A 13,144-nucleotide genomic window follows, 5' to 3' on the forward strand; every position below is an offset into this window, starting at 1 on the left:
ACCCTTAGATGAGGTCTCTGCTATGACACAAAAAAAGCAACGAGGTGGTGCCGGGAACTTTGCAGAGGACCCGGAGCGCGCCAGGGAAGCCGGTAGCGCTGGCGGCAAAGTCAGTGGGGGTAATTTCAGAAACGATCCTGAAAGAGCCAGGGAAGCTGGAAGAAAAGGAGGTCAAAAAAGCCGTCGCCCTTCTAAGCAGCAGTAATTAAGGTGCCTTAAAGGAAGAGATGTGCCACGGAGGGTGATAAAAAAAAGGCCGACATCATGATGTCGGCCTTTCTCCTTTTTTAACTTACTTGCTGTCTGGCAGCGCGTAAGCAATCACGTAATCACCACGGTCTGGCGACTGACGTGCACCGCCTGCGGAGATCAGGATGTACTGTTTGCCGGTTTTCGGCGAAACATAGCTGATTGGACCGCCCTGGCTGCCGACTGGCAGACGTGCTTTCCACACTTCTTTACCGGTTGAGCTATCGAAAGCGCGCAGATAGTAATCCTGCGTACCCGCGATGAACACCAGGCCACCCTGCGTTGCCAGCGTGCCGCCTAAGGTCGGCATACCAATTGGCATTTTCGCGCGCATTTTGATACCAAACGGACCGGTATCTTCTACCGTACCCACCGGCACCTGCCACACGATCTGACGGGTTTTCATGTCAATCGCTGACAGCGTACCGAACGGCGGAGCCTGGCACGGAATGCCCAGCGGCGACATGAAGCGGTTTTTGTTCACCGCGTACGGTGTGCCTTTCAGCGGAACCGCACCCATACCGGTGTTGATAGCTTCACCACCGTTGCTGGCCGCCGTTTTGCTGGTGTCTTGTGGAATCATCTGTACCCACAGACCCAGACGCATATCGTTAACGAACATGTACTGGTTGTTCGGGTCAAACGAGATACCGCCCCAGTTCATACCGCCCAGTGAACCTGGGAAGCTGAGGGATTTATCGGTATCCGGCACGGTGAACAGACCATCGTAACGCATGCCTTTAAAGGCAATACGGCACGCCAGCTGATCAAACGGTGTTGCACCCCACATATCCGACTCCGTCATTTTCTGGTTGCCGATATTTGGCATTTCCACAGAGTGCGGCTGAGTTTTGGTGTACTGCTCGTTCGGGATGTGACCCTGCGGCATCGGCAGCTCTTCAACTTTGGTCAAAGGCTTGCCGGTCAGGCGATCCAGCACCCAGATCATGCCGGTTTTCGCGCCGATAACGACGGCTGGCTTGTTGGTGCCATCCTTCATCGGGAAGTCGACCAGGCTCGGCTGCATTGGCAGGTCGAAGTCCCACAGATCGTTATGCACGGTCTGATAAACCCACTTCTGCTTACCGGTGGTGGCATCCAACGCCAGAATTGATGCGCCGTAAGTGTGATCCAGTTTGGTACGGTTCGCACCCCACAGATCCACTGACGAGCTACCCATCGGCAGGAACACGGTGTTCATTGCCGGATCGTAAGACATTGGCGCCCACGAGTTTGGCGTACTGCGGGTGTAATTTTTACCCGGCATCAGCACCGCATTTGGGTCGTCGTTGCCTGGGTCAAACGCCCAACGCATCTGACCGGTGATGACGTCAAAACCACGCAGCACGCCGCCAGGCATGTCGGTCTGTACGTTATCGGCGACACGACCACCCACAACAACAGTGGTACCGGCCATCGCTGGCGGTGACGTCAGCTGATATTGCGGATCTGGCGCACTGCCCAGACCGGTTTTCAGGTCAACCACACCGTGCGTACCGAAGGTGTCGCACAGCTCACCGTTGTCGGCGTTGATAGCAATCAGACGCGCATCAATGGTGTTCATCAGAATACGACGCTGACAGGTATCGCCAGCAGGCAGCACAGCGGCAGTAACCGGCGTTGAACCCGGCTCGGTTGGCTGCTGCAGCGGTTTAGTCGCATCGAAATAGGCTAAGCCACGGCAGCGGTTCCACACTTCTGCCTGCGCGTTGATTTCGCGTTTCCAGATTTCCTTACCGCTGTCTGCGGCAACCGCAATCACATTGTTATGCGGGGTGCACAGGAACAGCGTGTTGCCCACCTGTAATGGGGTTTGCTGATCTTCCGCACCGTTACCGGTTGGGCTGATTGGCGTATCGCCAGTGTGGAAAGTCCAGGCAACCTGCAGATCTTTCACGTTGTCGCGGGTAATCTGATCGATGGCAGCGAAGCGGTCGCCACCCGGCGTACGGCCGTAGCTGCTCCAGTCTTGCTGAGGTTTTGCTTTATCGACCGGAATCAGCGGCAGCTGTTTACCGTCAAATGCCACGGTAGGATGCGGCTGGAACATCTGCACGAAGGTCGCCACCATGCCCACCACGATCACCGCAGACAGCACATAAGAGACTTTCGCCAGGGAGCTTTTGCCTTCGCTTTTACGCAGGGCTGGCCAGGTGAGGAATGCAAACAGCATCAAGCCGGCCGGCACCATCAAGCGCGAGACCAGCGGCCAGAAATGCAGGCCTGCATCAAACAGTGACCAAATCAACGTGCCAGCAAACACCAGAATAAACAGGGTGACGGCGGATGATTTGCGACGGAAGAACTGAATGGCCGACAGCAACATGACGATACCGGCGATGAGGAAGTACCAGCTGCCGCCCAGCGCAACCAGCTTGCCGCCGCCGATAGCGAAGAACAAACCGATAGCCAGCAGGACCAGGCCAAACAGTACGGACCAGATGCTCAGCCCTTTGCCGGGACGAGCGGAATTTTCTGCCATAACAAAAACTCTCCTGAAAAAATAAAGCGCTGGCGCCAGTAAATCTGTGGCAGCCGATAACAAGGCTCCAGCCGCAGCGGGAGACAGGAATAATTCCGTTACGCTTTATTTTATATCTATTGGTACGGGTGCAATGCCCGTGATTCGGCGCTTGTGAGCGAGGACACAACGCAGGTGAGAGTGATTCTCGCTACAAGGCGGCAGGATTGTACCACCTGGTACAATAAAAAGTGAATATCCATAACGCGGCAGTCACTGGTTAATAGCATTTTTGCTACAAATCCAGCCGTAAGCTATTCATAAATATGACGGCTTATCGTGACTTTTATTATTGCGACGTTAAGTCAGGGATGAATTCGACACGTTTTTTGGAAATTAGGCCGTCGCCGTGCTGGCAGAAGTAGTCCACCGCACCGCAGGCTTTCAGCACCTGCAACGGTTGGTGGCAATCCGGGCATGAGGCGATGTGTGCGAAATGACGTTCACAGTTGGGGCAGTCAAAACCGGTTTCATTGTGAGTGAGTCGTTGCTGACAGGCTGGGCAGGAAAAATTCATCAATCATCCTCTGCGCTTTGGATGGCGGTCGCCATGAATGGCGACCCTACGCGTTACAGGTTCATAAAAAAAGGGCCCTGCTGGGCCCTTATCATCTTAACGCTTGTTCTTCTTCAGATGCGACATCAGACGCTGGCGTTTACGCTGCTGCGTTGGCGTCAACAGGTTGCGTTTGCCCGCGTACGGGTTATCGCCCTCTTTGAACTGAATGCGAATCGGCGTACCCATCACGTTGAGTGAACGACGGAAGTAGTTCATCAGGTAACGTTTATAGGAATCGGCCAGATCTTTCACCTGGTTACCGTGAATCACCACGATTGGCGGGTTATAACCACCGGCGTGCGCATACTTTAGCTTCACGCGGCGACCACGCACCAATGGCGGCTGGTGATCGTCGGCGGCCATGGTCATGATGCGCGTCAACATGGCGGTGCCCACACGTTTGGTGGAGCAGTCGTAGGCTTCGGTCACCGATTCGAACAGGTCACCGACGCCGCTGCCGTGCAGGGCTGAAATGAAGTGGATGCGCGCAAAATCGATAAAGCCCAGGCGGAAGTCCAACATCTCTTTGACTTCATCTCTGGCTTCCTGCGTCATGCCATCCCATTTGTTGACCACGATCACCAGTGAGCGCCCACTATTCAGGATGAAGCCAAGCAGCGACAGATCCTGATCGGAAATTCCGGCACGCGCATCAATCACCAGCATCACAACGTTAGCGTCTTCGATCGCTTGCAACGTTTTAATAACCGAGAATTTCTCGACTGTTTCGGTGATTTTACCGCGCTTACGTACGCCAGCGGTATCAATCAGGACATACTCACGTCCATCACGTTCCATCGGAATATAGATGCTGTCGCGCGTGGTGCCAGGCATGTCGAAGACCACGACACGATCTTCGCCAAGAATACGGTTAGTCAGCGTTGACTTACCCACGTTGGGGCGGCCGACGATGGCGAGTTTGATTGGCAGTGTGGTTGGGTCGAAGTCTTCTTCTTCCTCTTCCTCCAGCGCCTTCTCACTCTCTTCTTCTAAATCGGCCCAATAGGCGGCGTTCTCTTCTTCTTCAGTGAGTTCGACTTCTGGAACAATTTCTTCCATCCACGGCAACAGTGCGGTTTCCAGCAGGCTGTTAACGCCACGGCCATGCGAAGCTGCAATGGCGTGAATCTCGCCTAAGCCCAGCGCATAGAAATCCAGCACCGCCGCTTCCGGGTCAATACCGTCAGTTTTGTTGGCGACCACAAAGGTGGCTTTCTCACGCGCACGCAGATGATTAGCGATTTGCTGATCCGCCGGCATTACGCCCGCGCGCGCATCCACCATAAACAGCACCACATCGGCTTCTTCAATCGCCAGCAGCGACTGCTCCGCCATGCGGTTTTCTACGCCCTCTTCGGTGCCATCAATACCGCCGGTATCAATAACAATGAATTCGCGCCCTTCCACTTCGGCGCGACCATATTTGCGATCGCGAGTCAGTCCAGGAAAATCCGCCACCAGCGCATCACGTGTGCGTGTTAAACGGTTAAATAGCGTAGATTTTCCCACATTGGGACGCCCAACCAGCGCGACCACAGGTACCATAACACTTGCCTCAGTTTTTAAAATAATTCGCCCGAATGGCGTGATTATAACGACATTTGACGCCAGGCGTCAGGCTGAAGGCGCAAAGAATACCATGCCTGACTAAAAACGAAACGGCCCCTGACGAATCAGGAGCCGTGTAAGCGAGCGGGAAACGCGTTCCCGCAGAGCCAAATCCTTAACGGGTGATGGCGTAAACTTCTCCGCCTTTCGCCTGGATCAGCAGCTTGTCACCGGCAACAACCGGTTCAGTCTGGAAGCCATCGCTGTCCAGTTTCTGCTGCGCCACGAAGCGGCCGTCAAGGGTGTTAATCCAGTGCAGATAACCTTCGCTATCACCGACAACCAGATAACCGTTGAACAGCACCGGCGAGGTCAGATTACGATGCAGCAGATCGCTTTGACGCCAGATGGCTACGCCACCGTCAGCATTCAGGGCAATCACGCGGTCATCCTGATCGACCAGATAGATACGACCCGCATCCACCACCATGTCTTTCACGCCGCCAATCTCACGTTTCCACAGAACCTGACCAGAACGCAGTTCCAGCGCGGTGAGGTTACCGTTATACGCCAGCGCATAAACCACACCGTTTACCACGACTGGCGTAGTATCGACGTCGCTTAGGCGATCGATTTCCGTGGCGCCGCTTGGCTGCGAAATACGCTGCTGCCAAATCAGCTGACCTTGATTGACGATGACTGCGCTCACGCGGCCATTATCGCCACCCACAATTGCGCCACCAAAGGCCACGGTCGGGGCTGATTCACCGCGCAGTGACAGCGCAGGCATATCGAGGTTGACGGTCCATTTGATTACGCCAGTGCTCTGATCAAGACCTTGCAGCATACCGTTGCTGGTGTGGATCAGCACTAAACCGTCGCTCACTACCGGACGCGACAGCGCTTCACCGGCGACCTTGGTCTGCCAGGCAATGCCACCATCGCTGGTATTCAACGCAAATACCTGACCACGTTCGCTACCGATGTAGATGCGATCGCCGCTGGCCGTTACGCCGCCAGAAAGCAGTGCCGAGATGTTTTTCGAGAAGAAGCCGGTTTTCTCAGAGAGATCAACTTTCCACTTCTCTTTACCATTGCTGGCATCAAGCGCTTTAACTACACCAAAACGATCCGCAGCATACACGGTACCGTCCAGCCAGGCTGGATGCAGATTGGAATAGAAATCACCAACGCCGTCGCCGACTGAGGTGCTCCACGCGGTCTGCGGCGTAAACTGGTTTTCCACTTTAGGCAGCGGGGCCATTTTCACTACATCTTCTTCGCCGCTGAACAGCGAGCAACCGCTGAGCAGAGTGACTGAAATCAGCCCTGGCAGCAGGTATTTACGTAATTCCATGTGCGCTCTCTTGACTGGCTTAACTTAAGTTATTCATCTTCATCTGCAGCATTTGCTTCAGCGCAGGAGAGGCCTGCGATTCAGCACCTTTGCTCCAGGCATCACGTGCGCCCTGCTTATCGCCTTTGCTCAGCAGTGCTTCGCCACGAATGTCCGCCACAATGGCTGTCCAGCCATCACCTTTAACATTGTTAAGGGTAGAAAGTGCGGCATCGGCCTGGCTTTGCTGCAACTGAATGCGTGCCAGACGCAGGTTAATCACCGCCTGCAGATTGGCATCTTTGGTATCTTTCAGCCCACTCTGTAACAGAGTGATCGCTTTATCGAGCTGATTGGTTTCAACATACTGCTTCGCCAGATCCAGCGACGCCAACGCACCGTAGGTGTTGTTGTTTTCGCTGGCGAAAGTGGCGACCGCTTGCAGCGAATCCGGCTTGTCCGCCTGCATCGCGCTGGTCAGCTGTTGATATTCTGCTGATGCCGCTTTATCGGTTCCTTCCTGATGGCTGGACCAGAAACGCCAGCCACCCAGCGCAGCGATACCGATGATTACGCCAACGGCCAGGAATTTGCCATTGTTGGCAAAGAACTGACGCAGCGCGTCAACTTGTTCGTTTTCGTTGCTGTAAACTTCCACGCAATCCCTCTCTTTAAAATGGCTGTTGCAGTGCTGCGCTTACTGCAGCAGCGTGCGCAACGTCGCAGCGGCGTCGCTCTGAGCCAGCGTCTGTTGATCGCCAGTACGCAAGTCTTTCACCACAACCTGGCCCGCTTTCACTTCATCTTCGCCCAGCACCAGCGCAATGCGTGCGCCCCACTTGTCTGCACGTCCAAACTGCTTCTTGAAGTTACCGCCACCGAAGTTGGTCATTAGCTTCAATGCAGGATCAGCATCACGCAGTTTTTCCGCCAGTTGCATCGCGGCGGACTGAACGCCCTGCCCCGAAGCGATAACATAGACATCAACAATGCGCGTCGGTTCAAATTCTGGATTAACCGCTTGCACCAGCAACACCAAACGCTCCATGCCCATGGCAAAACCAACCGCTGGCGTGGCACGGCCACCCAACTGCTCAACTAAACCATCGTAACGTCCGCCACCGCATACGGTGCCCTGCGAACCGAGGCTGCTGGTCACCCATTCAAACACGGTACGGTTGTAGTAATCGAGGCCGCGCACCAGGCGCTGGTTGATACGATATTTAATGCCCGCGTCGTCCAGCAAGGCGCACAGCCCGCTGAAGTGCTCGCGCGACTCCTCATCAAGGAACTCGCCCAGCGTTGGCGCATCATTTAACAGTTTCTGGATGTCAGGATTTTTGCTGTCGAGCACGCGCAGTGGATTGGTGTACATGCGGCGTTTGCAATCTTCGTCGAGTACGTCCTGATGTTGCTCCAGGAACGCCACCAGCGCGCTGCGATAGTTGGCGCGCGCGTCCAGCGAACCGATAGAGTTCAGTTCCAGCTCAACGTGTTCGGCGATACCTAACGCTTTCCACCAGCGCGCGGTCATCATAATCAGCTCAGCATCCACGTCCGGGCCTTGCAGACCAAAGACTTCCACACCCATCTGGTGGAACTGACGATAACGACCTTTCTGCGGACGCTCGTAGCGGAACATCGGGCCGGTGTACCACAAACGCTGTTCCTGGTTGTACAGCAGGCCGTGCTCAATACCGGCGCGTACGCAACCTGCGGTACCTTCCGGACGCAGCGTCAGGCTTTCGCCGTTGCGGTCTTCAAAGGTGTACATCTCTTTCTCAACCACGTCGGTGACTTCACCGATCGCGCGGCTGAACAACGGGGTGTGCTCAACGATTGGCAGACGGATTTCACTGTAACCATAGCTGGCCAGCACCTGCTTCAGGGTGCCTTCAATACGCTGCCAAATCGCGGTATCCGCCGGCAGGTAATCGTTCATCCCGCGAATCGCTTGAATATTCTTCGCCACGTTAGAATCTCTTTAAGACAAAAAAACCTGAGCGGCATCATACCTTATGAGGATGAAACCGCACAGGTTCAATCACAAACTGGCACGCGACAGGCGCGCACCACGATTATTTTTCCAGCTGCTGCACGTTGATGCGGCGGCTTTCATCCAGCATGCTGGCCTTGGCGCGAATACGCGCTTCCAGCTGGTCGATCATGTCGTTGTTATCGAGACGATCACGTTGGCGCACACCATCTTCATAGAAGCCGCTTTTCTTGGCGCCACCGGTCACGCCAAGAGTAGACACTGTCGCTTCACCCGGACCGTTCACCACGCATCCGATAATGGAAATATCCATCGGCGTGATGATGTCTTCCAGACGCTCTTCCAACGCATTCACCGTGCCGATGACATCAAACTCCTGACGCGAACAGGTCGGGCAGGCGATAAAGTTGATGCCGCGCGAACGAATGCGCAGAGATTTGAGGATGTCGTAGCCGACTTTGACTTCTTCAACCGGATCGGCCGCCAGCGAAATACGCAGCGTATCGCCAATGCCTTCGGCCAGCAGTAAACCTAAACCGATCGCCGATTTCACTGAACCCGCACGCGCGCCGCCCGCTTCGGTGATACCGAGGTGCAGCGGTTGATCGATGGCTTTCGCCAGCAGACGATAGGACTCAACGGCAAGGAACACGTCGGAGGCTTTGACGCTCACTTTGAACTGATCAAAATTGAGGCGATCGAGATGATCCACATGGCGCATCGCGGATTCGAGTAGCGCCTGCGGCGTGGGCTCGCCGTATTTTTCCTGCAGATCTTTTTCCAGCGAACCGGCATTCACGCCGATGCGGATCGGAATATTGTAATGACGCGCACAATCCACCACCTGGCGGATACGCTCATTGTTGCCGATGTTGCCTGGATTGATACGCAGACAATCCACGCCATATTCAGCGACTTTTAGTGCGATGCGATAGTCAAAGTGAATGTCCGCTACCAGCGGCACGTTGACCTGTTGCTTAATCAGTTTGAAGGCTTCAGCCGCATCCATCGTAGGAACAGAGACGCGCACGATATCAACCCCGACGCGCTCAAGCTGGCGAATCTGGTTAACGGTGGCGTCCACATCAGTGGTGCGGGTGTTGGTCATTGACTGAACGGCGATGGGCGCGCCATCGCCAACTGGCACCTTGCCGACGTAAATCCGTGTTGATTTGCGACGGATAATGGGTGCTTCGTTATGCATATTCTCTCTCCACAATTACCCGGAAAGCGCGCTGCGCGTTATTGCGCACCCAGCGTCAGACGGGCAACCTGGTTATTACGGATAAAACGACTTAAATCAACGGGCTGATTCTGATATTGCACGTCAACCGCACCTGGTGCGCCAATTTTCAGACGATACGGAGCCGTTCCGGACAAACTCAGCTTACCGCCGCTACGTTGCAGACCGCTGAACAACTTCTTGCCGGTCGCATCGCTGACTTCCAGCCAGCAATCGGCTTTGAAGTTCATCACGATGGCATTCGGATCGCCTGCCGGTTGGCTGACAGCCGCATTTCCGGTAGGCATCTGGCCGGCAGGAACGCTGTTCGCTGGCGCCGGAGACGTCGCCGCTGGCGGCGCCGTATCAATTGGTGCCTGGCTCGGCGAAACCACGGCGTTGTCGCTGCCGTTGGTTTGCGCTGGAGTGCTAGTGCTCGCCGCAGGTGCGGCGGTGTTACTTTCCGGCGTGGCGACAGCGCCAGCACCGTTATCAATTGGCGTACCGGCTGCGTTGGTATCTGCATCGGCATTGCTGTCGGTGCTGTTGTCGCCCAATGGAATCGACTGGCTATTGTCGCCGCTGCCGTTTTGATCGGCCATCGACACCAAATCAGCCTGGGACGCTTTATGGTTCTGCCACCACCACGCACCGGTTAAACCGACTACGACAAAAATCACCAACCAGGTGAAGATCATCAGCCAGCCATCGCGCTTTTTACGACGCTTACCCAATGAGAAGCTCTGCATTGGCTCGATCTTGGCCGCGCGCACCGGAGCCTGTTTTGCCATCATCGGCAGCAGGTCATCTTCCGGCACATGCACCAGTCGGGCATAGGAGCGAATGTATCCGCGCAGGAATGTCGAAGCTAAATCAGCGGGTGACTTATCCTCTTCAATATCACGCACGGTAGTAAGTTTCAGGCACAGGCGTTCAGCGACGTTTTGCTGGGTCAGCCCCATCTGCTCACGGGCCAGACGCAGGCGTTCACCTGTGGAATGTACTGCAGAATTCTCTTGAGTGGCTTCAGTATTCATTAGCTAAATAACGCTGGTACTGTATCGATTGTGGAAAACTTCGCGCCAACCGGTCGCCATAACGTGTAACGTCAGCAGCGTTTCCCTGTTGCGCGGCGAAACGTATCTGTAACCACAGGCTCTCTGCCGTTGTTGGCAAACGCTGATGGTAAACTTCTAAAAGCAGCGGAACCGACTGCTGTTCCTGCTGTTCAAGCCGCCTTTCCACTTCCCTTAGCAGTTGACTGCCCTGCTCCGGTGCGGCATCCAGCGCATAACCTAACTGCTCGCGCGCTGCGGCACTCTCATCAGCCTGCAGGTAACAATAGCCCGAAAACAGGAATGCATCCTGACGAGCATCGATTTCCTGCGCCTCAATGGCCAGCTTAAACTGTTGATGCGCTTCGTCATACTGCCTTAAACCGCAGAGAAACGCACCGTAATTGTTAGCCACATAACCATTCAGCGGCGCTAACTGCTGCGCCCGCTGATAGTGCCAGCGGGTTTGTGCGCTGTTCTGCTGCGCCTGTGCCACCCGAGCAAGGGCCAACGGGACGCGATAATCTTTCGGCGCTGCCTGCTGAGCACGCAATAAATTGCGCTGTGCAGCGGCATAATCCTTCACCGCCAGATAGTGCAATCCGAGCTGCAAACGAATATCCGCTGCGCTTTGCCTTGCGGGATAATTGACACAACCGGTTACAAGAAAGCTAGCCAGAATCGCTACGGGTAATCCTTTACGCATTTCAGTCTCTCCATAAAAAATATGCGGAGAGACTGACATGAGTTACGCCCGGTGAATATCAGCAGGCGCTGGCTTTCAGAGCGCCTTCACAGAGATGGCTTCACCCGCCATTTTCTTACGCAGCGTACGCTTGGTACGGTCGATCACATCGCCCGCCAGCTGACCACAAGCAGCGTCGATATCGTCACCACGGGTTTTACGCACGATGGTGGTGAAACCGTAATCCATCAGGACTTTGGAGAAGCGATCGATACGGCTGTTGGAGCTACGGCCATACGGCGCGCCGGGGAACGGGTTCCATGGAATCAGGTTGATTTTGCACGGCGTCTCTTTCAGCAGTGCCGCCAGTTCATGCGCGTTGTCGGTGCTGTCATTGACGTGATCCAACATCACGTACTCAATGGTGACACGGCCCTGATTGGCGTTGGACTTGCCGATGTAGCGTTTTACCGCCGCAAGGAAAGTCTCGATGTTGTACTTTTTGTTGATCGGCACGATCTCGTCACGAATGGCATCGTTCGGCGCGTGCAGCGAAATTGCCAGCGCTACGTCGATCATGTCGCCCAGCTTATCCAGCGCCGGCACTACACCCGAAGTGGAGAGCGTAACGCGACGTTTTGACAGGCCGAAACCGAAGTCATCCAGCATGATGTCCATTGCTGGAACCACATTGTTCAGGTTCAGCAGCGGCTCACCCATGCCCATCATCACCACGTTGGTGATCGGACGCTGACCGGTAATTTTTGCGGCACCGATAATTTTCGCGGCGCGCCATACCTGGCCGATAATTTCTGATACGCGCAGGTTGCGGTTAAAGCCCTGCTGCGCCGTCGAACAGAATTTGCACTCCAGCGCACAGCCTACCTGCGAAGAGACGCACAAGGTTGCGCGATCCGCTTCAGGGATATAGACGGTTTCAACCAGCTGGTCGCCCACGCGAATCGCCCATTTAATGGTGCCATCGGTGGAACGCATCTCTTCCGCCACTTCCGGCGCACGGATTTCAGCGCGCTGCATCAGCTTACCGCGCAGCACTTTGTTGATGTCGGTCATCTGCTCGAAATCATCGCAGCAGTAGTGATACATCCACTTCATGACCTGATCGGCACGGAACGGCTTTTCGCCCATCTCAAGAAAGAATTCGCGCATCTGCTGACGGTTAAGATCCAGCAGGTTAATTTTTTCGTTTTTTGGGGAAACAACCACGGGGGAAGCGGACGACGGCGTCACAATCTGTTCGGACATAATGTTCTCTGGCCTCGTTGTTACACGTTACGGCTCTGGTTAATAGTAGGAAAAAAACAGCGCCCTCGCTGAGACTGGCTCAACAAGGGCGCATAATTGTACTACATCTGCTGCATGATGCCAGGGGAACCGTTTCACAGATGTTGAACAGCTGTAAAGACGCGTGTCCGCCTGGGCGATCAACGCATTTAGCGAGTGCGTGGGCAGACTTCGTTTTCTGCGAAGAAGTACGCGATTTCGCGTGCTGCAGATTCAGCAGAGTCAGAACCGTGGGTTGCGTTCTCGGTGAAGCTGTCCGCGTAATCCGCACGCAGAGTACCTGCCAGCGCGTTGTCTGGGTTAGTTGCACCCATCAGATCGCGGTGACGCTGAACGGCGTTTTCGCCTTCCAGTACAGAAACCACAACTGGGCCAGAAGTCATGAATTCAACCAGACCATCAAAGAATGGACGGCCTTTGTGCTCAGCGTAGAAGCCTTCAGCCTGCTCTTTGGTCAGGTGCAGCATTTTTGCGCCAACGATTTTGAAGCCCGCGCTTTCAAAACGGTTATAGATTGCACCAATCACGTTCTTAGCGACGGCGTTTGGTTTCACGATTGAGAAAGTACGTTCGATTGCCATGTTGACCTCTAGTTAGCATCCTGAAGAATCCGGGAGCTCCTCCCGGTAAGAAAACGCGCCGATTATAGGGATATCATGGCGCGTTGC

General features: G+C 54.9%; 12 protein-coding genes. 1 reads left to right on the top strand and 11 read right to left on the bottom strand.

Annotated elements, in window-relative coordinates; genetic code table 11:
* Positions 1 to 22: 22 nt before the first annotated feature.
* Positions 23 to 205, top strand: a complete 183-nt coding sequence (locus tag NQH49_RS14230; protein ID WP_045814915.1) for a con-10 family general stress protein — start codon at positions 23 to 25, stop codon at positions 203 to 205.
* A gap of 87 nt (positions 206 to 292) precedes the next feature.
* Here the strand turns inward: NQH49_RS14230 and NQH49_RS14235 are convergent, their stop codons facing one another.
* From NQH49_RS14235 to ndk, 11 genes are all read right to left on the bottom strand, one after another.
* A complete protein-coding gene (locus NQH49_RS14235) occupies positions 293 to 2,731 on the bottom strand; it encodes a glucose/quinate/shikimate family membrane-bound PQQ-dependent dehydrogenase (RefSeq protein ID WP_256697104.1) in 2,439 nt (812 codons plus the stop codon).
* A gap of 328 nt (positions 2,732 to 3,059) precedes the next feature.
* The gene (locus NQH49_RS14240; RefSeq protein WP_256697106.1) at positions 3,060 to 3,287 is read right to left on the bottom strand and encodes a zinc ribbon domain-containing protein; all 228 of its coding nucleotides are present in this window, start codon (positions 3,285 to 3,287) and stop codon (positions 3,060 to 3,062) included.
* 96 nt (positions 3,288 to 3,383) lie between these two features.
* Entirely contained in the window at positions 3,384 to 4,874 is a 1,491-nt protein-coding gene (gene der / locus NQH49_RS14245; protein ID WP_256697108.1) for a ribosome biogenesis GTPase Der, read from the bottom strand.
* Between the two features lie 178 nt (positions 4,875 to 5,052).
* Positions 5,053 to 6,234 (bottom strand): outer membrane protein assembly factor BamB, encoded by a 1,182-nt coding sequence (bamB, locus tag NQH49_RS14250; protein WP_256697110.1) that lies wholly within the window; start codon positions 6,232 to 6,234, stop codon positions 5,053 to 5,055.
* Between the two features lie 19 nt (positions 6,235 to 6,253).
* Positions 6,254 to 6,871 carry a YfgM family protein gene (locus NQH49_RS14255; RefSeq protein WP_256697111.1) on the bottom strand — a complete coding sequence of 206 codons (618 nt, stop codon included), beginning with the start codon at positions 6,869 to 6,871 and terminating at the stop codon, positions 6,254 to 6,256.
* 39 nt (positions 6,872 to 6,910) lie between these two features.
* Positions 6,911 to 8,185 carry a histidine--tRNA ligase gene (hisS, locus tag NQH49_RS14260; protein ID WP_256697113.1) on the bottom strand — a complete coding sequence of 425 codons (1,275 nt, stop codon included), beginning with the start codon at positions 8,183 to 8,185 and terminating at the stop codon, positions 6,911 to 6,913.
* Positions 8,186 to 8,291: 106 nt separating this feature from the next.
* Positions 8,292 to 9,413, bottom strand: coding sequence for a flavodoxin-dependent (E)-4-hydroxy-3-methylbut-2-enyl-diphosphate synthase (gene ispG, locus NQH49_RS14265; protein ID WP_101763487.1), 1,122 nt, complete (start codon positions 9,411 to 9,413; stop codon positions 8,292 to 8,294).
* 38 nt (positions 9,414 to 9,451) lie between these two features.
* The gene (gene rodZ, locus NQH49_RS14270) at positions 9,452 to 10,468 is read right to left on the bottom strand and encodes a cytoskeleton protein RodZ (RefSeq protein WP_256697115.1); all 1,017 of its coding nucleotides are present in this window, start codon (positions 10,466 to 10,468) and stop codon (positions 9,452 to 9,454) included.
* On the bottom strand, positions 10,458 to 11,192 hold the full coding sequence (pilW, locus tag NQH49_RS14275; RefSeq protein WP_256697117.1) for a type IV pilus biogenesis/stability protein PilW: 735 nt from the start codon (positions 11,190 to 11,192) through the stop codon (positions 10,458 to 10,460). Before pilW ends, rodZ begins: the two co-directional genes overlap by 11 nt.
* Positions 11,193 to 11,267: 75 nt before the next feature.
* Entirely contained in the window at positions 11,268 to 12,437 is a 1,170-nt protein-coding gene (locus NQH49_RS14280; RefSeq protein WP_007884898.1) for a dual-specificity RNA methyltransferase RlmN, read from the bottom strand.
* A gap of 188 nt (positions 12,438 to 12,625) precedes the next feature.
* A complete protein-coding gene (ndk, locus tag NQH49_RS14285; protein WP_007884899.1) occupies positions 12,626 to 13,057 on the bottom strand; it encodes a nucleoside-diphosphate kinase in 432 nt (143 codons plus the stop codon).
* Positions 13,058 to 13,144 lie beyond the last annotated feature (87 nt).

It is taken from the genome of Pantoea trifolii, assembly GCF_024506435.1.
GTDB classification, from domain to species: Bacteria; Pseudomonadota; Gammaproteobacteria; order Enterobacterales; family Enterobacteriaceae; genus Pantoea; species Pantoea trifolii.